Origin of the sequence: Maribacter forsetii DSM 18668 (assembly GCF_000744105.1) — a bacterium.
Classification (GTDB): domain Bacteria; phylum Bacteroidota; class Bacteroidia; order Flavobacteriales; family Flavobacteriaceae; genus Maribacter; species Maribacter forsetii.
This window is the reverse complement of record NZ_JQLH01000001.1, coordinates 133,950-154,963: the sequence shown is the minus strand read 5'-3', so window position 1 is coordinate 154,963 and position 21,014 is coordinate 133,950. Positions and strand designations below refer to the sequence as shown.

15 protein-coding genes are annotated in these 21,014 nt (G+C 33.4%); 5 read left to right on the top strand and 10 right to left on the bottom strand.

Annotation, left to right across the window (positions count from 1 at the left end; all coding sequences use genetic code 11):
• Positions 1-87 precede the first annotated feature (87 nt).
• Positions 88-531 carry a GNAT family N-acetyltransferase gene (locus P177_RS00750; RefSeq protein ID WP_036150830.1) on the top strand — a complete coding sequence of 148 codons (444 nt, stop codon included), beginning with the start codon at positions 88-90 and terminating at the stop codon, positions 529-531.
• Between the two features lie 47 nt (positions 532-578).
• Here P177_RS00750 and P177_RS00745 read toward each other — a convergent pair whose 3' ends face one another.
• Both P177_RS00745 and dcm read right to left on the bottom strand, forming a co-directional pair.
• Positions 579-953 carry a hypothetical protein gene (locus P177_RS00745; protein WP_036150827.1) on the bottom strand — a complete coding sequence of 125 codons (375 nt, stop codon included), beginning with the start codon at positions 951-953 and terminating at the stop codon, positions 579-581.
• Between the two features lie 138 nt (positions 954-1,091).
• Positions 1,092-2,321: a DNA (cytosine-5-)-methyltransferase gene (dcm, locus tag P177_RS00740; RefSeq protein WP_036150824.1), complete on the bottom strand. Its 1,230-nt coding sequence runs from the start codon at positions 2,319-2,321 to the stop codon at positions 1,092-1,094.
• Between the two features lie 56 nt (positions 2,322-2,377).
• On the opposite strand from dcm, the gene P177_RS00735 reads away from it, so the two are divergent.
• Both P177_RS00735 and P177_RS00730 read left to right on the top strand, forming a co-directional pair.
• Positions 2,378-3,571: an SH3 domain-containing C40 family peptidase gene (locus P177_RS00735; RefSeq protein WP_036150821.1), complete on the top strand. Its 1,194-nt coding sequence runs from the start codon at positions 2,378-2,380 to the stop codon at positions 3,569-3,571.
• Positions 3,572-3,673: 102 nt separating this feature from the next.
• Positions 3,674-4,303, top strand: coding sequence for a hypothetical protein (locus tag P177_RS00730; RefSeq protein WP_036150817.1), 630 nt, complete (start codon positions 3,674-3,676; stop codon positions 4,301-4,303).
• A 14-nt stretch (positions 4,304-4,317) separates the two neighbouring features.
• On the opposite strand, the gene P177_RS00725 is transcribed toward P177_RS00730, so the two are convergent.
• Positions 4,318-5,823: a S10 family peptidase gene (locus P177_RS00725; RefSeq protein WP_036150814.1), complete on the bottom strand. Its 1,506-nt coding sequence runs from the start codon at positions 5,821-5,823 to the stop codon at positions 4,318-4,320.
• Between the two features lie 189 nt (positions 5,824-6,012).
• Here P177_RS00725 and P177_RS00720 point away from each other — a divergent pair, with 189 nt between their 5' ends.
• Entirely contained in the window at positions 6,013-6,882 is an 870-nt protein-coding gene (locus P177_RS00720) for a 3-keto-disaccharide hydrolase (protein WP_036150812.1), read from the top strand.
• Between the two features lie 7 nt (positions 6,883-6,889).
• Here P177_RS00720 and P177_RS00715 read toward each other — a convergent pair whose 3' ends face one another.
• From P177_RS00715 to P177_RS19250, 7 genes are all read right to left on the bottom strand, one after another.
• On the bottom strand, positions 6,890-8,518 hold the full coding sequence (locus tag P177_RS00715) for a S41 family peptidase (RefSeq protein ID WP_036150811.1): 1,629 nt from the start codon (positions 8,516-8,518) through the stop codon (positions 6,890-6,892).
• Positions 8,502-8,882, bottom strand: a complete 381-nt coding sequence (gene rnpA, locus P177_RS00710) for a ribonuclease P protein component (protein ID WP_036150808.1) — start codon at positions 8,880-8,882, stop codon at positions 8,502-8,504. Before rnpA ends, P177_RS00715 begins: the two co-directional genes overlap by 17 nt.
• A gap of 74 nt (positions 8,883-8,956) precedes the next feature.
• Positions 8,957-10,810 carry a M1 family metallopeptidase gene (locus P177_RS00705; protein WP_036150805.1) on the bottom strand — a complete coding sequence of 618 codons (1,854 nt, stop codon included), beginning with the start codon at positions 10,808-10,810 and terminating at the stop codon, positions 8,957-8,959.
• Between the two features lie 16 nt (positions 10,811-10,826).
• Positions 10,827-12,476: a S8 family peptidase gene (locus tag P177_RS00700; RefSeq protein ID WP_036150803.1), complete on the bottom strand. Its 1,650-nt coding sequence runs from the start codon at positions 12,474-12,476 to the stop codon at positions 10,827-10,829.
• A gap of 38 nt (positions 12,477-12,514) precedes the next feature.
• The gene (locus tag P177_RS00695) at positions 12,515-13,378 is read right to left on the bottom strand and encodes an MBL fold metallo-hydrolase (RefSeq protein ID WP_036150801.1); all 864 of its coding nucleotides are present in this window, start codon (positions 13,376-13,378) and stop codon (positions 12,515-12,517) included.
• Positions 13,379-13,515: 137 nt separating this feature from the next.
• Entirely contained in the window at positions 13,516-13,914 is a 399-nt protein-coding gene (locus P177_RS00690; protein WP_036157541.1) for a response regulator, read from the bottom strand.
• 4 nt (positions 13,915-13,918) lie between these two features.
• Positions 13,919-18,430 (bottom strand): PAS domain S-box protein, encoded by a 4,512-nt coding sequence (locus tag P177_RS19250; RefSeq protein WP_167333084.1) that lies wholly within the window; start codon positions 18,428-18,430, stop codon positions 13,919-13,921.
• A 595-nt stretch (positions 18,431-19,025) separates the two neighbouring features.
• On the opposite strand from P177_RS19250, the gene P177_RS00680 reads away from it, so the two are divergent.
• Entirely contained in the window at positions 19,026-20,882 is a 1,857-nt protein-coding gene (locus P177_RS00680; protein ID WP_036150799.1) for a cation:proton antiporter, read from the top strand.
• Positions 20,883-21,014 lie beyond the last annotated feature (132 nt).

Here is a 21,014-nt window from a genome sequence, read left to right as displayed (position 1 = left end):
TAACCTAAAATAGTTATTATAAGTACTTATTAATCAATTGGTTATTTTATAATAGATATGAACATAACTAGTTAATTAAACAATTTCATGTTAGATATTAAGGTAAAAAGTTTTAAAGAATTTGATATTGAAGAACTATATAATGTGCTACAGTTACGTAGTGATATTTTTGTGGTAGAACAAGATTGTGTTTATTTAGATATAGATGGTAAAGATGATAAAGCCATTCACGTACTAGGATATAAAGATGATAAGGTAGTAGCATATACCCGTATTTTTAAGCCAGGTGATTATTTTGACCAAGCTAGTATAGGTAGAGTGGCGGTGCACAAAGAATATAGAAAATTTGGTTATGGAAAAATTATAATGCAAGCCTCTATTAAAGTTGTTGAAGAACAGTTTAATATAAATGAAATAAAAATTTCAGCTCAAAAATACCTTACCAAGTTTTATACTGACTTAGGTTTTAAATCAACGGGAGAGGAGTATTTAGAAGATGGTATACCACATATAGCAATGATCAAAAGATAAAAAAGACCGCTTTTAGCGGTCTTTTTTAATATGTTGCATTCAAAGATTTAAATTTTGATAGGTGTTTTATTACTTAGGTTAATATCCTCAAGCATATTATCTGTAAACTTATAGTGCCCTTTGGTAGTAATAATTCTAAATCTGTTGGAATTCATTCTACTCAAAGTATCTAAAAACAACCACTTAGATTTCAGTAATCTGGTTTTTGGAGATTTTAAGCTAATATCAAAATAATATTTTCTACCGTTTTTAATAGCTACAATATCTGGAGTAACATTGTCTTCCAAACCTTTTCTTGAGTATGATTTAGGAGTTTCATAGCCTTCCATATCAGCTTTGATATTCTCGAAACCGGTAGCTTCTAAATGTTGAATTGACTTTTCTAAAAATTCTACGTTTTCTGACTTTTCTACTTTTACCATACCTAATAAAATAACAAAAAAAAGGACAATTCCTAATTTTAAACGTTGATTAACAATATGTTGAGTTTAAAAACAGATTTTAATGAAGTATGATTTTTAGTTAGACTAGTTCCCTTTTGCTTAAAGAAGGAAGAAATATTATGTTGATTTAATTTTATCTGAAAGCACTTCACCTATTCTTTTGACTACACCTACTACAAGTGCATTACCCATGAAAAAGGCTCTTTTGGTATTAGAAATTCCTTCAAGTAAAGTATGATCATCGGGGAACATATTTAAACGTTCCAGTTCTACGGGAGTTAATCTACGAAGTCCTTTTTTGGTGTTGATAACATGTTTAAAGCGCGATGCACTTTTACCGCCTTCACCTGTAATAACTGTTCTAGAGGCATTATCTAGAGCATCAGGAAAAATCATGTTACCTTCATTATAATGATAGGCAAAACCAGATTTAGAAGTTCTAGTTTCTTTTTTAGCACCTTTTAGATAGTACCACTTATCATGCTCCTCTTCAGGAATATAAAATTCTTCAGGTATGATTCCTTTTTCAAGAACATCGGCTAAAACCGTTCTTTTTCCAATATAACTAGCCGTAGTTTTGGTAGTATATGCTTTTCCTTTAATGAATACTCCGGTATTTTGAAATGGAGATAATTTTTCGCCTAGATTAAAATTCTCAGATAGTGTAACAAGGTCATCAGTAATATTAAAAGAAATCATTTTTGAAGAAGTGCTTGTTATTGGAAAAGCCGTTGCTATAGTTCCTTTTTCAAAAATCCAATCTTCGGCTTTGGCCTTTTTAAATTGTTTGTATAAGGGTGTAGATTTATGGTATCCTAAGAAAAAAATACGTCTACGTCTTTGTGGCATTCCATAATCTGCAGCGTTAATAACTCTCCATTCTACGGCATAGCCTAAATCATCTAAACTTTTAAGCATGATAGCAAAATCCCTACCTCTTTGGTTTGATGGAGATTTTAATAACCGATCTACATTTTCAAGAAATAAGTATTTAGGCGGATTTTTCTTTTCCGATAGTATTCTGTGGATACTCCACCATAAAACTCCCTTTTTACCAATAAGTCCTTTAGAGTTATTAGAAGTTGCGGCAACTGAATAATCTTGACAAGGAAAACCACCAACTAAGATATCGCCATCTGGTATGTCTTTGGTAGGTACTTCAGAAATGTCTTCATTTCTATGGTTTTCATGACCAAATCTAGCTACATAGACTTTAGAGGCGTGTTGTGCTTTCGTACTAGGCTCAAATTGATTACTCCAAACTACTTCGTAGTTCTCGGTATCCTCTAATCCTAAGCGAAATCCGCCAACGCCAGCAAAAAGTTCTATGACCTTTAGTTTCTTCATTTGCGATAAAATTACATAATTTCACAAGGCTAATACTATTAGAAATTATTTTACGGATGAAGAGAATTATCTTAAAGAGGTCTTTTGTATTGATTTTGATTGCTTTAAATACGGCATGTGGTGTACATATAGACGAAAAGAAATTATTGGTCAAAGAAATTGAAATCATAAAAAACACATTTGCACCAGATAAACGTACCGCACTTTTTAATTTAGAAGTATTAGATGGTCCATCAGGTTTTACCTTAGTTGGTGAAACTAACTTACCATTGGCTGTAGATTCTTTGTATAATCTTTTAAAAGAAAAGGGAATAAAAACCACTAACGATATTAAAATTTTACCTGGCGCCGAGTTAGAAGGTATGACCAATGCAGTTATTAATATCTCTGCCGCCAATCTTAGAAGTAACCCTAAACATTCGGCAGAATTGGCAACACAGGCAACTTTAGGTACCATTGTTAATGTTCTAAAAAAAGAAGGAGATTGGTATTTGATACAAACGCCAGATAAGTATTTAGCATGGGTAGATCCAGGCGGAATTCAATTAATGAACGCACAGGAAATTGAAAATTGGATTGCAGCAGATAAAATCATTTACACTGATACTTATGGGCATGCATTTAATTCAGAAGAAGCTAAAGAAAGAACATCTGATATTGTTGCCGGTAGCTTATTAAAACTGTTAAGTAGTAACGATGATTTTTATAAAATTGAATTTCCAGATGGTAGACAAGGGTATATTTCTAAAGACGAATCTGTAGCATATAACACGTGGCTTTTGAACTTGAATTTTAATGCAGATTCACTTATTGCAACCTCAAAAACATTAATGGGCGTACCGTATTTGTGGGGAGGAACTTCTACAAAAGGTGTTGATTGCAGTGGCTACACAAAGACTATCTATTATTTAAATGGTATGGTAATTCCACGTGATGCCTCTCAACAAGTGCACGCTGGTAAACCAATAGATTCAATTGCAGATTTCAGCAAATTGCAGAAAGGAGATTTATTGTTCTTTGGAAGAAAAGCAACAGAAACCACTTCAGAAAAAGTAGTGCATGTAGGTATGTGGATCGGTGATAATCAATTTATACATTCATCTGAAATGGTACGTATAAGTAGTGTAGATAAAGATGCACCAAATTATGATGCGTTTAATGTAGGTAGATATTTAAGAACAAAGCGCTTATTAAATGAAGAAGATCCTTTACTTCAAAACTTAAATATTACTATGCCTATTAAAGATTAAGTAGTTCATTTATTAAAATGGCGTTTCATCGATTTTAAGATAAAAATTATAACATAGTAAAATTGTACCCGTTTTATCATAGTTATCTCTCATTTACCTGCTATGAAAAAAACAACTCTTTTGGTTTTAATCTGCTGTTTTGTTGGATCATCTATTGCTATTGCCCAAAAAGATGCTGCAACTTTATATTTTAAAGATGGTAAACAATTAAAGGGAATGGCTAAGCTTGTAAATGGCAACCAGGTGAAATTCAAAAAAGATAAAGGAGACAAACCGGAAAAATATCATTTTGAAAATCTAGAGCAAGCAGTTATAAATGATAGGGAAGAGCCATCTACCTATATTTATCTAGAGACAAAAAAAGGCTATTTCAATGTCGTAAGAGAATTAGAAATAGGCACTGTTAACTTATATATTTTAGAGCAAACAGGTTATTCTGCCCCTATGTTTGTTGGTAGTGCAAATGGTCAAATGAACATGATGCACGGAAATTACTATGATATCAAAAATCTCTATGTCAGTAAAGGAGTAAACGGAGAAGTAACCCATTTAGGATCGAATCAACTTTTTAGTAAAAATTTTAAAAATGCTGCTTCAGATTATTTTGCCGATTGCCCTGAACTAGTAACTAAGATTCAGAACAAAGAGTTCAAGAAAAAGCATGTTAGAGATATTGTCAAATTTTACAATCTACAATGTAATAATCAGCATGTGGTTGTTTTAAAGAAATAGGGTAATTATTTTAATTAATTAGCTGAAATAAACTCACGTATATCTTTACTTAATTTAATAAAATCTGGTTCATGTGTATACATCATATGACCAGCTTCATAATACTTCATTTGTACACGATCTTTTACGATTCCGTTTCTATCAAAAGTAAATTCAGCATCAAAAAACGGAGTAATTAAATCATAATATCCACTCGCTACCATAACTTTCATAGCCGTATTTCTACGCATGGTTTCACCAAGATCCGGGGCGGTATTAACAGGCATAGGTTCCCAATATTTACCATCTGGCACTGTTCTCCATCTCCAATTAGATCCACCACCAGAAGTAATATAGGGTCTATCCATTTTCACCTTTAATTCAGATGCAAAATAATGATTTAAACTAGCCGTGTAGGCAGCACTTATTTGATAACTAGCGGCATCTCCCAAATGTGGTTTTTCAGATACCTTATCTTCTTCATTACCCATAAATCTTCCGTCAAGTCTGCCAATTGCTAAACCTTTATCTTCTAGTAATTTTTTCTGAAAACGGCCCATTAGAATTCTTAAATTAGATTGTAGAATATATGTTTTATCCAATCCTGTAAAATAAGAAAGCTTTTCAGCCAAAGTATTCTTTTCTGTATCACTTAAAGAATTGCCTTTGTATAATGATGGTATGTAGGTATTGTATGTAAAATCTCTACATTCTTGAGTAAAGCTTTCTAAAGATTTACCCTGCCCTGCTTTTTTATGATACCATGCGGTAGCTGCCATACTAGGTAAGTAGGTAATGAAAGAAGTAATATTATTTGATATAGATGTAGAACCTGCATAATCTAAAGCTTGCGATATAAGTATCATTCCGTTAAGTGCCATGTTCTGGCCAGATCCTTCTAAAGCCTTTCCTAATGCCGCAGCACGTGTGGTACCATAACTTTCACCAGCTAAATATTTCGGTGAAAACCAACGTTCATTTTCAGTTACCCATTTTCTGATAAATTGGGCAAAAGAATTCACATCCTCTTTTAATCCGTAGAAATCTTTCCCTTCTCCTTTACCAACCAAACGACTATAACCGGTACCTACGGGATCAATAAAAACTAAATCGGTGACATCAAGCAAACCATGGTCGTTGTTGACTAAGTTGTATGGTGCGGCACCATCATCAGATTTGGCATCAGAATCTACCTTTACAATTTTAGGTCCAAAGAATCCCATGTGTAACCACATTGAAGCAGATCCTGGTCCGCCATTGAAAACAAAGGTTACCGGTCTTTTAGTAACATCTCCCATATTAGTTTTAGTGTAGGCAACAGACCAAAAAGTAGCAATAGAATCTCCTTCTTTATTGGTTAAAAAAGTTTCTTTTGCCGTAGTGATATAATCAATTGTTGTACCGCCAAAAGTTCCTTTATGTTTAGTTATAAAAGATTTAGCTTCTGGTATAGGTTTAGGTTCATCATTTTTTTTTGAGTATTGGGCTTTTGTTGATTGAAGTATTAAAATACAACTAGCTAATAAAAGTAGATTTCTCATATGGAATTAAGGTATTGCTGTTGGCGTTAGTTTGTACTTTTAAAAGTAACAATAATAAATGAACAGATGTACTGGTATTAATTGGAATATCTCTCAATAATCCCATCACCTAAGATATCAGAATATTGAGTATATTTAGAAGTATTAGTTCCCTCTTCTTTAAATTAGATTCAACCTAAGATCATCAACATGAAAAAACAACTTAAATCTCAACTACTCGGAACTTCACTTTTAATTTTATTAGGATGCGGACTAATTACCTCGCAAGAAACAAAGGATGGTTGGGAAACTATGTTCAATGGTAATGATTTAAATGGGTGGACCACCAAAGTACACCATTATGAAGTGGGCGATAACTATGCAGATACCTTTAGGGCGGAAGATAATATGGTAAAAGTGAGGTATGATAAATATGAAGGAGAATTCAACAATAGGTATGCTCATTTATATTATGACAAGCCTTTTTCAGATTTCCATTTAACGATGCAATATCGTTTTGTAGGTGAATTATATAGGGGCGCACCAGATTATACAATATTAAACAGCGGAGTAATGTTTCATTCTCAAGACCCCAAAACAATGCTAAAAGAACAAGATTGGCCTATTAGTGTTGAAATACAATTTTTAGCGGGAGTAGAAGAAGGTATAGAACGCCCAACAGGTAATATGTGCTCACCAGGTACAGATGTAGTTTATGAGGGTAAAATAGACCCAAGACACTGTATTAAGTCAACATCAGATACCTATTATGGTGATCAATGGGTAACGGCGGAATTGGTTGTATATCACGATTCATTGGTTAAGCACATCATTAACGGAAAAACAGTTTTAGAATACACAAAACCACAAATTGGGGGTGGGGTAGCCAAAGGATATGACCCTAAAATGAAAAAAGATGGTAAGCTGTTGACAGAGGGCTTTATTGCTTTACAAAGTGAAGGTCAGCCAATTGATTTCAGAACTATTAAAATTCGTAATCTAAAAGGATGCACAGACCCTATGGCAAGTAATTTTAAGGCATACTACCAAGTATCGGATAAAGAAGCTTGTACTTATTAATTACCCGTTATTTTAAAATAGCGCTGTATTTAGAATTATTACTTAATAATTCGGTAGCGGCTAAAATAGCGTCGTCATTATTTAAGTAATATTGGTATAAACCATCTCTGTAGAAATAACGTTTAACGATTTCATCTTCAAGATTCTTTTGAATCTCACTTTGGTATTTGTCTAAAGCATTGATTTTACCTTTTTCAATGTTGGCTAACAATGTTTTATAGCTATCCTTAACGTCAGCCCCTAAAAAGTCGTTTTCATCGCCTGAGAGCGCTTTTTTAATAGCTTCTTCTGCCTTGGTCTCGAATGAGAAACTACTTTGCTTTACATAGTTTTTAAAAGCATTAAAATCAGCATCTGTGAATTTAAAATCGGAAACATCGTTATACTCGTGTGTATAGTGGTAATTGGTAGCATAATCGAAAATAACATTGTTCTGTAGCAATGCCAAAGTTAGGTCATTGGTTTTGGAAGTAGCTACTTCAATATCTGGTAAAATACCACCACCGTCTTGTACTTTTCTACCATTACGAGTAGTAAAATCGTTGAAGGTAGTATTACGAACCGCTTTACCACTTTCATCACGGTTCCAATAATCCAATGATTGTATACAACGACCAGAAGAAGTGTAATATCTAGAAATGGTAACCTTTAACTGTGTACCATAAGTTAGTTTAAGAGGGCGTTGCACCAAGCCCTTACCAAAGCTTCTGGCACCCATGATAACCGCTCTATCTAAATCTTGTAAGCTACCGGAAACAATTTCACTGGCAGAGGCACTACTACCATTTACCAATACCACTAACGGAATTTCCTCATCTACAGGTTGGTTATTGGTATGGTACTCTCTGTTGAATTTTTTAACCTTAGATTTTGTAGTAACCACTAATTCCCCTTTTGGAACAAATAAGTTGGTAACATTGATAGCTTCAGATAACAAACCACCAGGATTTCCTCTTAAGTCCAAAATGATTTTTTCTGCCCCTTTTCCTTTCAAATCTAATAAGGCGGATTTTGTTTGTTCCGTTGCTTTGGCATTGAATTTTGCAAGAACAATATACCCTGTTTTGTTATTGATCATTTTAAAGAAAGGAACAGCATCTACTTCTATCCCTTCTCTTGTGATACTTGTAGTGTTTAATTTACCTTGTCTCTTGTAAGTAACGTTTATAGTTGACCCATTAGCCCCTTTTAAAAGCTCACTGGCATTATCTTCAAAATCCGCAACTTTGATATCTCCTATCTGTATTATCTCATCACCGGCCTTTAATCCTGCTTTATCTGCCGGATATCCTTGGTGCGGCTCTATAATCAGTAATTTATCATCAAAAGAGCGTACCATGGCGCCAATACCAGAATATTCACCAGCATTGTTTATACGATACGTTTCAACATCTTGTTCGTTTAAGAATTTGGTATAGGGATCCAACTCGTTCAGCATATTTTTAATGGCGGTATCCATTAATTCTGCCGGATTGGTTTCATCCACGTAATTCATGTTCAGTTCTTTGAACAAGGTGGTAAAGATTTCTATCTGTTTGGCTATTTCAAAAAAGTCGCTTTTATAACTACTTCCTACAAAAAGGAAAGCGATGGCAATTATGGGTACTAGTACTTTTTTACTAATTATTTTTTTCATCAATCTGTAGCTTAAACTTGTTTAAAACGAGCTTCATTTTATGATCTAACTGCTCAAAGGTGGGCATATCTTTACCAAGGTATAAAAATAGAAACGCAAAGTTTGTATCTGTATTGTTAAAAACCAAGCCTTTGTTGAGTCTATAAGATTCTCTTAGTAAACGTTTAATGTGGTTTCTATCTACGGCACTTTTAAAATTGCGCTTAGATACCGTAACGGCGGTTTTGATCGGAACTTCTTTTTTCTCTACGGATTGATAAATTAATTTCAACGGATAAACAGAAATACCCCTACCCTCTTCAAACAACTGGGTAATGAGTATTTTACTTTTTAGTTTTTCCTTTTTTCCGAAGGATGCATCCATTTATAAAAGAAGTTTTAAAAAAGAATTAGCCCCCAATTTGGGGGCATAAATATCTTAAAGTTTAGAAGAAGAAATTACTCTGCTTGCCAAACATTGTTCTCTAAATTAACATCTGCCATTAATTGAGAAGGATCAATAACGATTGCTTGTATTGAGGACATTGGTTTATTGATTTCAAAATCATAGGTAGGGTAAGCCCATGGCCAATCTTCAATAACAGTTCTTTCAATACCAGCATAAGCATTCTCTTTTTCTCCTCGCATCATACGTAAAGGAGCATAAAAAGTTTCTTTGCTACCATCATTGTAAACCACCAAAATATCTAAAGGCATTGGCATAAGACCAATTCGTTCTAAGGTAACTTTAGTGTTGTTTTCTGATGCCGTAACTTTTTTAATACCGTAATCAATTGTATTTGTAGTTTGTGTCCAATCTGTTAAATACCAGTCTAGTTCAAAACCAGATACTTTTTCTGCAACACGTTTAAAATCGTTAGGAACAGGGTGCTTAAACTTAAACTCCTCATAATATTTACGAATGGTTTCCATCAATTTATCTTGACCGATAACATAGCCTAACTGAGATAAAAATATAGAACCTTTGCTGTACGCAGAAATACCATAGGCAAAGTTAAGAGCGTAACGATCGGCATATGTACCTTGTGGTTGTTCTTTACCTGAAAGCGCTAAGTTTCTATACCCTTTGTAAGTCCCCTCAAAAGGATTTTCTTTTTCATAATCCATAATTTCAGTCATACAAAGTTTAGAAATAAAAGAAGTAAATCCTTCATCCATCCACTCATGTTTAGCTTCGTTTGTAGCTAATATATGTTGAAACCAGGAATGCGCCATTTCATGAGCCATAACACCCACTAGACTACCAAACTTTCTATTACCGGTAATAAGTGTTGACATGGCATACTCCATACCGCCGTCACCTCCTTGAATAACCGAATATTGATCATATGGGTATTTACCAATGTTTTTACTAAAAAACTGCATAGCCTCTATCGTTTTAGGCTGAAGCTTTTTCCAGTTCTCTAAAATTTTAGCATCGTCTTTGTAAAGAAAATGAAGCACTGGTCCGTCAGGTACTTGTTGAATATCATGAATGTATTCTGGATCTGCGGCCCACATAAAATCATGTACCATTGGAGCTTTGAAGTGCCATGTTAAGGTCTTTCCCTTTTGTTTTTTGATTTTGGTACCAGGGGTTTCATAACCATGACCTATTTCGTTAGGGTTTTGCAGGTAACCACTTCCACCAACGGTATAGTCTTTGTCAAGAGTTAATTTTACATCAAAATCTCCCCAAACACCTTGAAACTCGCGAGCAATATATGGATCTGCGTGCCAACCTTCAAAATCGTATTCTGCTAATTTTGGATACCATTGGCTCATGGACAATGCAACACCTTCTTCACTGTTTCTACCAGAACGTCTAATTTGTAAAGGCACTTGACCTTTAAATTCCATATTAAAAGTAGACTTTGCACCAGCTGCTATTGGCTTAGCTAAATCAACAACTAACACGGTTCCTTCTTCTGAAAAAGTAACCTTGTTACCATCTTGTATTAAAGAGGTAGCATGCAGATATCCTATTTCACTATCGGTAAGAGAAGCAATTCTACTTTTCTTGTCTGGAGTAGTCATTCTATCATCTGGATCGGCAATTGTCTGTAGTCGAATATCCATTTCACTACCTGGCTGAAAAGCGTTGAAATACAAATGGAAATAAACACGTTTTAACTCATCTGGTGAGTTGTTCGTGTATACTAAAGTTTGGGTACCGGTATATTGAAAAGTTTCAACATCCATATCAACGGCCATGGTATAATCAACATGTTGTTGCCAATAATCTGTCTTGTTTTGTGCCAGCAACCCTATGGAGAAAATTGCTGTTAGAAACGTAAAAAATGATTTAGTCATATGAGTTATGTAAGTATTATAATTTAATCTGTCCTGCAGCTACTTTACTGGCTAAAACCAATGCATTGTAAGCATTGGCAATTTTGCCAGAAGTAGATATTTCATCTAAAGAACCGCTTTTGCCCGTGTTTTTACCCAATACTACTTTGGTTTTAATAGGTAAACCAGATTGTAATATTATCTTTTTTACTTGAGCAGCCGTTAAACTTGGATATTGAGACATTACCAAAGCAGCAACACCAGCAACACCAGGTGCGGCCATGGAAGTACCTGGAGAATATTCATATTCATTATTAGGGTATGAAGAATAGATATCTGTACCTGGAGCAAAAATATCAACATTTATTTTACCGTAATTAGAATAGCTTGCTACCAATTCTGACCCGTATTTTGGGTTTAAGGCACCTACAGTAATAACATTATCGGCAATTTCTGGTCCGTTGTTTATTTGATCATTAGGGAAGTTAGCGTTAACCGGGTTATCTAGATCAGCACCATCATTACCTGCAGCGTGTACAAAAAGAACATTATTATCTGCAGCATATTTAATAGCGTCGTACACCCAATCAGCATTAGGAGAAAAAGACTTTCCAAAACTACCATTGATTACACGTGCTCCGTTATCAACTGCGTAACGAATACCTCTGGCAATATCCTTATCATACTCATCACCGTTAGGTACGGCTCTAATACTCATAATAGCTACATTATTGGCAACACCGTTAACACCTTTACCGTTGTTACGTTCAGCAGCGATTATACCCGCTACGTGTGTTCCGTGACTTTCATCATCTACCCTATTGTTAGGATTTCCGTTACCATAGTCTACATCGGTAATATCATAGGCATTATCACCAACAGATTCCCTACCATTGAAATCTTTGTTTAGATTATAGTTAAGTTGTTCTGTATAATATTTAAGTCCATTAGTTAAATCTTCCAGAACACCTGGTATGGTTTCATTAATGCCGAACATTTGATTAAGAATGGCAACATTACGTTGCATAGTCTCATCCGTAGCATTAATACCAGCTAGATCTTCTTGGGTATAGGTATCTTTTTTTAGATACTTTTTTACATCTGCATCTGCATTCTTTACAGCTTGGTAAATAGATTCATATTGTTCTTTACCTTGTAAAGCCTCATTATATTTGGTGTCTAGTTTGGTTTTTGCTTTTGCTAAAGTAGCAGCATCACCTATGCCCAAACGAAGCATACGAACATACTCTAACTGCTCGTTATAAGATTCGCCTAAGAAATTATAACCGTGTATATCATCTATGAATCCGTTTCTATCATCGTCAATACCGTTACCGGCTTTTTCTTTTGTGTTGGTCCATAATACGTTTACAAGATCTTCATGACTTAAATCAATGCCAGAATCAAGAACGGCAACAATTGTTTTAGTTCCTTTTTTGTTCTTAATGATTTCACTGTACGCTTTATCTACACTCATGCCAGGTATAGTATCGGCAACTAAATCTAAATGTCCCCAGTTATTCTTTTCACTTGTAGTAAGGTCAGAAATTTTTAAGGGAGTAGCATCTATGTTCTCTACTGGGGTAAGAACTAATCCGCTTCCTCCTACAGTTTTAGTGCTTCCGCATCCTGTTAATATTGCGGCTATAGAAAGGGCAAAAATTGATTTAAAATATGAATTTGTCATATATGGGCAACTATTAGTTAATGTTTATTGTTAGTATATTATGAATTGAAGAGCTCGTTAAAAGAATAAATTTTATCTAAACGAACACCCCTATCCGTGTGTTTTAGAGTACAAAGTTGGTTATCGGCATCGTGTTCAAAAAAGAGAAAGTAATTATTATCTGCAGCTTCGTTCAAGAATATCTTTTTTTCTGACATTGTCATTAGTGGTCTGGTGTCATAACCCATAACATAAGGCAATGAGATATGGCCAACTGTAGGTATGAGATCAGCCATATAGGCTATTGTTTTACCTTGATATGAGAATTGGGGAAGCATTTGTTTTTCTGTATGACCATCTACAAAACGGATGTCAAAACCTAAAGGACTATTCTTTAGAAAACTTTCTTCTGCATCATCAACAAAGAATAATTGTCCACTTTCTTGCATAGGCATAAGATTCTCTGTTAAGAAAGATGCTTTTTCTCTTGGATTGGGTTCCGTTGCCCATTTCCAATGTTTTTCATTGGTCCAAAATTTGGCATTTTTAAAAGCAGGTTCGTATCCGGTTTTATTCTTGTTCCATTGTATGGCACCACCAACATGATCAAAGTGAAGGTGTGTTAAAAAGACATCGGTAATATCATCTCTATGAAAACCATGTTTTTTTAAAGAAGAATCTATTGTAAAATTTCCCCAACGGTAGTAATAGCCAAAAAATTGATCAGACTGTTTATTGCCCATACCGGTATCTACCAATATTAATCTATCACCATCTTCAATTAAAAGACTTCTAGCGGCAATATCTATTAAATTATTATCGTCTGCCGGGTTTGTTCTTTGCCAAATTGTTTTGGGCACTACGCCGAACATAGCACCACCATCCAATTTAAAATTACCGGTTTCAACAGGATAAATTTTCATAAGGAGCAAAATAATAAAAGTGTCTGTATTCTTAGTATTATTAAGAAAGTATTATCATTTAACCTGTAGATTATAAGACTTTTTAATGGTGTAGTGATGTAGATATGAAATAGTTAATAATTACTTTAAATGAAAAACTAGTCTTCACTTAGTAAATCACCAATAGCATGATGCGCCAAGGGCTTGGTCAAATGTTTTTTAACAACTGAATATTCTTTTCCTTTTTCAGAATCTAAATTATCTAAGGATGAACTTAGTATATAAATTTTACAGTGATCCGTTAATGAATCTGATAAAGTGACATATTCATTTAAAAATTCAAATCCGCTCATGCCTGGCATTTTAATATCCAAGAAAATAACATCAGGGTATGCTTCGGTATTGTCAATAATACTACTTAAATGATTTAGCGCTTCACGCCCAGAGGTCATGGTTGTAATTTGAGAAATATTATCTTCTTTCGAAATAATGGCTTTGTTTATAAAGTTGTCCACATCCGAATCGTCAATTAATAAAATATTTATATTCTTAGCCATATTGTTATTTACCTGTTTTATTTGGTATTTTAATAGTAAACGTCGTGCCATTACCAATTTTTGACCGTACATCTATTGTTCCATTCAGTTTAGATACCACTTCTTGTACTATAAAGAGTCCAATACCAGAGCCCATTACTTTTGAAGATACCCTATAGAACATTTCAAATATCTTTTCTAGTTGTTCTTCTGCTATACCAACCCCGTTATCTTTAATAATTAAAACGGCTTCTTTTTTGGTAGTTTTAACATCGACCCAAATAGTGGCATTATTTTTATTGATATTATGATACTTGATGGCATTAGATATAAAATTATTCAATAAAACGGATATTCTCTTACTATCTGATACAAAATCTACCTTATCTATAACATTAATTTTGATATTTATTTTTTGAGTATTTTCTAAATACCATAAACTTTCAATAGAATGTTCTATTAAGTTAGTAAAATTTATAGAATCTAAGCTAAGAGCTAGGTGCTTATTTCTAGAATATTCTATAATATCTTTGATAAAATCATCTAATCTTTCGATTGATTTTTCCATCATATTCAAATGCTGAAATAATTTTGGGTCCACATCTTCCATTTGAATTAGCTGAATAAGCCCTAAAACAGAAGATAAAGGCGCTCTTAATTCATGAGATGCGCTATAAACAAAACTATCTAATTCTGAATTGGTTTTTTGTAGTTCATAATATTGTGTCTCTAGCCTATTCTCTGCTTCTTTTCTTTTTGAATCATCGTATATATTGACCAAATAATTGATTTTCTGTTTTAATTGCAATGGTGCAATAGACATTATGAGTGCTTTTTTTACGCCACTTTTAAGTTCAATTTTATATTCTTCGTTCAATATCTCACCTTCTTTTTCAAGTTTTTTCCAAAGTCTATTTCTTTCATTTTCATCTATTAAAATTTCTTTAGACTCAATGACCTTCTTACCTATCAATTTTTCCTTAGAGGTCTCTAAAATGTTATACACCATTTCATTAGCTTCGATTACGTGTCTTTGCTCATCTAAAATGAGCATACCCATAAGATTGGTTTGAAAAGCTTTAGAGAATTTCTCTTGACTTTCTTTAAGTGCTAATTCTGATAGTATGTTTTTGGTAATATCCATAGCCGTACCATGGTAAATAATAGGTTTGCCTCTTTCATCATAAATTATTTCGGAAAAGGCCAAAAAATATTTAAATGAATTGTCTTTAAGTTGTATTCTGTAATTACTGGGTTTAGATCCGCTTTCTCCATTTTTTTCTGCAAGTTTTTTATCTAAAACAGCTATATCTTTGTGATAAATGATTTCTCTAACCAAGTCTGGAGTCATTTGTGTGCTAGGCTCTATATTATGAATTGCATACATTTCTTTAGACCATTCTACATTATTGCCGGTCATGTCCCAATGCCAATACCCTATATTGCCTATTCTTATAGCTGCATTCATTTTAGACTGTAAATCTAGAATTTCAATATTAGCTTCTTTTTGTTTTGTAATATCAATAGTCGTTCCTCTATATTTAATTGGCACATTATCAATATCTCGTTCTACCTCCATTTGAACGTATAAATATTTTATGGAATTATCTTTATGGATAACTCTATATGAAAATGATACTATATCGGTTTCGTATTGAGCTTCTTTTACAACTTCACGGTGAGGTTCAATATCGTCTGAGTGTAATATACTTTCGATTAGATCTAAGGTAATCTCGGTGCCTAAAGCGATATCGTATATTTCATACATTTTAGAAGACCAATTAATTTTTTGAGTTGCAAAATCAAAGTCCCAGTACCCTATATTCCCTATTCTTATGGCCGCATTCATTTTAGACTGTAAATCTAGAATTTCAAAATCAGCCTCTTTTTGTTTTGTAATATCAATAGTCGTTCCTTTAATATCAATTGCTCTATTGTCAGAATTTCTGACAATCTCAATTTCTACCATTAAATGTTTTATAGAACCATCTTTAACAATGATTCTGTAGGTAAAGGCATGAGTGTTTTTTTCTTTAATTATCTCTCTTATGTTTTGACGATGTAATTCTAAATCATCTGGATGAATAAGAGTTTCAAGAAAAGATGTTGTCAAAATGGTATCTGGGCTTATATCATAAATAGTATAGATCAAAGGGGAACAGATATACGTATTCGTGTTCATATCAAAATCCCAATAACCAATTTTACCAATTCTTATTGCAGCGTCCATTTTGCTTTGTAAGGCAAGAATTTCTTTTTGGGTTTTTTTACGTTCGGTTAAATCGAACCCAATAGCACCTATTGCAATTGGTTTGTTGGTTTTCTCATCTTTAATTAAGAAACCGGAAAATTCTAAAGGAGTAGGTATATTGGTTTTAAAGTTTTTGAGAGGAACTTCACCTGTCCATAGTCCTTTCTCCATAATAGCGGGCAGGTGCTCATTTACTATAACATCTCTGTACTCATCTACAAAAAAGTCAAATATCGTGATACTTTTTGGGTCAATATCTTTAGGTAAATTCACCAATTTTTTACCGGCATCATTTAAGAAAAGCGGCTTACCTTCTAGTGTTGCCAACCCAATAAAACCGGGACTATTTTCTATTATGGAAACAAGTCGCTGTTTTTCTTCATCTGTTTTTTTTCTATAAGTGATGTCTTTGAAAAAGATTGATATTCCATTAGAAGATGGATAGATGTGATTTTCAATCCATCGACCTACCTCTTCGTGGTATTGTTCAAAATGGGTGTATACCTGTTTTGCAACAGCTCCTTTGTAAATCGCGTAAGCTTCTGAATTTTTAAATGATGGAAACGCTTCCCAAACATTTTTTCCTAGCATTTCTTTAGGATCCATTCCAACAATTTTGGCTGCTTTAGCATTGATATCTGTAAAGCACCAATTTTGATCAAAACTTACAAAGGCATCTGAAATTCGTTCTGTAAACTGCTTATACCTTTTTTTACTTCTCTCAATAGCTATGCTGGTATTTTTTGATTCGGTTTGATCAACGTATGTACTTAAACTAAGTTTTTCCCCTAAATACTCGTAAGGTTCATTTGATGTAATTAAATGCAGTTTTTGCCCGTTCTTGGTCTTTAGTTCTATTTCAATTTTATCAACGCGATCAGAGTTAATAAAGGCACTTAGATTGGGGTTCGTCTTTACAGCTTCCTCCATATCTACTAGCCCTAGTTCATGCATAGTTTTTCCTTTTATCTCTTCTAACGAAAAACCTATTAAATTTAGAAAATAACAATTGGCATCAAGAAAGCGCTTATTTTCATCTTTGATGACCATACCAACAAAACCGTTATTGTAAGCTTTACTGAACTTTACCAAATTTTCTTTGACAGATAATTCAAGCTCTTTCCTTTTGGTTACATCTCTTACAATACCCAATACGGTAGAATCACTTAATTTTTTACCGCTCACCTCTCCATAAAATATAGAGCCATCTTTTCCTATCATTTTATGTTCGGCACGCATTAATTCGCCTTCGCTAATTCTAGCGAAATTTTCAGGAAGCTTATCTTGGTCTTCTGACAATATCAATTCCGCAATATTTTTATTTAAAAGTTCTTGTTTGCTATACTTGAACATTTGAATGGCAAATGGGTTGGCATCTAGTACATTACCCTTAAAATCTGATAGAAAAATACCATCGGAAGCTTCGTCTATAAGCATTTTATAGCGCTCTTGACTTTCTTTAAGTAGAGCTGTTTTTTCATCAACTAATCTGTTAAGCTTTGAAGGCTGCCGCATTAAAAACCATAACAGTAAACCGCAAACGATTGCGAGTAGAAAACCTAAAATAGAGAATATTATAGCAGTGGAATTATATTTGTCTCTGTTTGAATACACATATAGCTTCCATTCTCCTTGACTTGTAGTTAACGGTAATGTAGTGGCGCCTTCTTTAGGAATATTTTTAGATGCATAAAAAGTTTCTTCAGTTTGGTCTAGATTAATTTTTACTAACTCATATGAGAAATTAGATTCGTTTAATGTATCAAGTTGAATAGCATTTAACACAGTTGACAGACGTACAACAGCTGATGCAAACCCATTAAATTCGCCATTTTTGAACATAGGTTTTCGTCCAATAATACCTGAACCACCTTGTCTTAAATAGATAGGTCCGGCGGTGTAATAATCACCTTTTTTAAGAGTAGTCCTAGCCCCCATTTTATTATCGGGATCATTTAGAATATTCAATCCAATAACCTCATTTCCTTTTAATGGATACACATGGGTAATTATTCCTTTTTCATTTACTAATTCTATGGCATCAATACTTTTGTTACTGTTTAAAAGTAATTGAGCTACACTATCAAAATTTTCTGGTATGCCGTATTGGTCAACAATAAAAGCCAAAGTATGTGTAGTATTGAAACTTTGACCAAGTACGTTCTGTAAATCAACTTTTAATTTTGATACTCTATTTTCAATTTCTCGCTGTTCCGTTTTTTGATCTAACTGGTATTTTTGATAAGCAATAAATTGAGTAATAATCAGAACTAGAAAAAATGACAAAAGCCCATAAAGCAAAGGGCTTTTTAAGATTGAACGCTTTTCTGGAACAAACATTTTTAATAGATATAAGTTAATTGAGCTAAACTATTATTTTAATAATAAGAACTAATTATTTTTTGTGATAGTCACGAAGTTATAAAAGTCTTTCCTATTATAGTGTTTTTTCCTGTTCTTTTGTAGGATTAAACTTAGTGTAATAAATACATTTATAACTGACGTTGAAATAATTAAAAATGAATTGAAAAAGTCAAAAGTATTATGCAAACCAAAACTTTCAATAGCTGTCTTACATCAACTTCTTTAGTAATTTTATATTGTTACATTTTATAATATAGTTTTGAAAGAGAATATAGATTCATACATATAAAATTAGCTGTCAATTCTATTATTAAAGATATTTTATAAATTCTAATCTAAAAGAGATTGATTTTCAAAGTCTAAAATAACAATATACGCTTTTGATGTTAGATTAGGTTTTACCTTATACAATTATCTTATTGCGTAATAAAACACCCAGAATTAAAATAGGGGTTATGGTAAGTTATTTATGTCGTTTACTGGTCTATAATTGTTATTTTTATCCAAAATCAAATAAATGCTAGAGCTTGCTGGAATTATCATTTTAGGAATACTTGCTCAATGGGTGGCATGGCGCTTAAAACTACCTGCAATTTTACCCTTAATTCTTATAGGTTTAATCGTTGGTCCATTGTCAACATTGTATACTGAAGACGGGTCAAAAATTATTGAACCCATATGGAACGGAGACAAAGGTCTTTTTCCTGGAGAAGGGTTGTACTATTTTGTGTCGCTGGCAATAAGCATTATATTATTTGAAGGCGGACTAACGCTTAAGCGTTCAGAGATTAAAAATATTGGTCCGGTAATTACCAAATTAATCACTCTTGGTAGTTTAACCACCTTTTTTGGGGCGGCATTTGCAGCCTACTTTTTATTTGGACTTTCATGGCAGCTATGTTTCCTGTTTTCAGCTTTGATAATTGTAACGGGCCCTACGGTAATTACTCCTATTTTAAGGAATATTCCGCTTAAAAAAGATGTTTCCGCAATATTAAAATGGGAAGGTATTTTAATTGATCCCATTGGCGCATTGGCCGCGGTTTTAGTTTATGAATTTATTAGTGTAGGCGAAGGTCAGGCGTATACTATGACTGCATTGATCGAGTTTGCTAAAATATTATTATTTGGTTTTACTTTCGGATTCACTTTTGCTCACGCACTTACGTTTTTGATAAAGAAGAACTTTATTCCACATTATTTATTGAACGTAGTGTCATTATCCGTGGTTTTGGGAGTTTTTGTAATGTCAGATGTTTTTGCACATGAATCTGGCTTACTAGCTGTGGTTGTAATGGGTATGGTAATGGGAAATACCAATTTACCGAATATTAAAGAGCTATTATATTTCAAAGAATCTTTAAGTATTCTTTTGATATCCATACTGTTCATTTTACTGGCGGCTAATATTGATATTTCAGATTTAGAATTAATATTTACATGGAAAACGATAGCACTGTTCTTATCCATTGTATTGATTATTAGACCACTAGGGGTTTTCTTGAGCTCCATTGGTTCTAATTTAAAGTTCAATGAAAAGCTGTTTATTAGTTGGGTAGGTCCCAGGGGTATTGTAGCGGCAGGTATAGCATCTTTATTTGGATCTAAATTATTGACTAAAGGAGAGGCTGGAGCAGAATATATTACACCATTGGTATTCATGATTGTTCTTGGTACCGTTTTGTTAAATGCCACAACGGCTAGAGTGTTTGCTAAACTAATAGGGGTTTTTCTAAATAAGTCTGAAGGAATTTTGATTTTAGGGGCATCAAAAGTATCACGTTTAATAGGTGAATATCTCCATAAAAACGACAGGCACGTTGTATTAATTGACAATAACCAGTCTAATATTGATAAAGCCGAAAAATTAGGTTTAGAAGCTATTTCGGCGAATATATATTCAGACAATTTAACTGATAATATAGAACTGAATGATATTGGGTATTTAATGGCATTAACCGCAAACTCTGATATAAACAAATATGCCATAGATAAGTTTCAAGATGCATTTGGTGAGAACGGATCATTTAGATTGGTAGATGCAGATGAAATGTCTGACCCAGAAAACAACCCTAAAGAAGGTTTGTTTTCACATACGGATGATTTTATAAAATTGACCGAAGCAGCAAGAAAATTTCCGGCTATTCATGAAATAGAACTTCACGACACTGAGCATTATGAAGGTTTGATCGAGATTACAAAGGCAGACGCTGATATTGTTCCTTTGTTCCTTTTAGACCCAGAGGGTGATATTCACATTATTACGGCATTCAGTAAAGAATTTACAGATATTCAGAAAGGCTATAAACTGGCATATTTGGGTAAAATGTTTCCAAACGAAGACCCAGATAAAGAAGAAGCGAAAGAAAGCTAAAACATCAAAAGCTTAAGTCATTTTCTTAATATTGTTCAAACCTGTATTCATCTAAAGGAAAACCAGTAGATATAAATACAGTAATTAGGGTATTGTCTTCCGTAAATTTCAACATTAGTTTTATCAAATAAA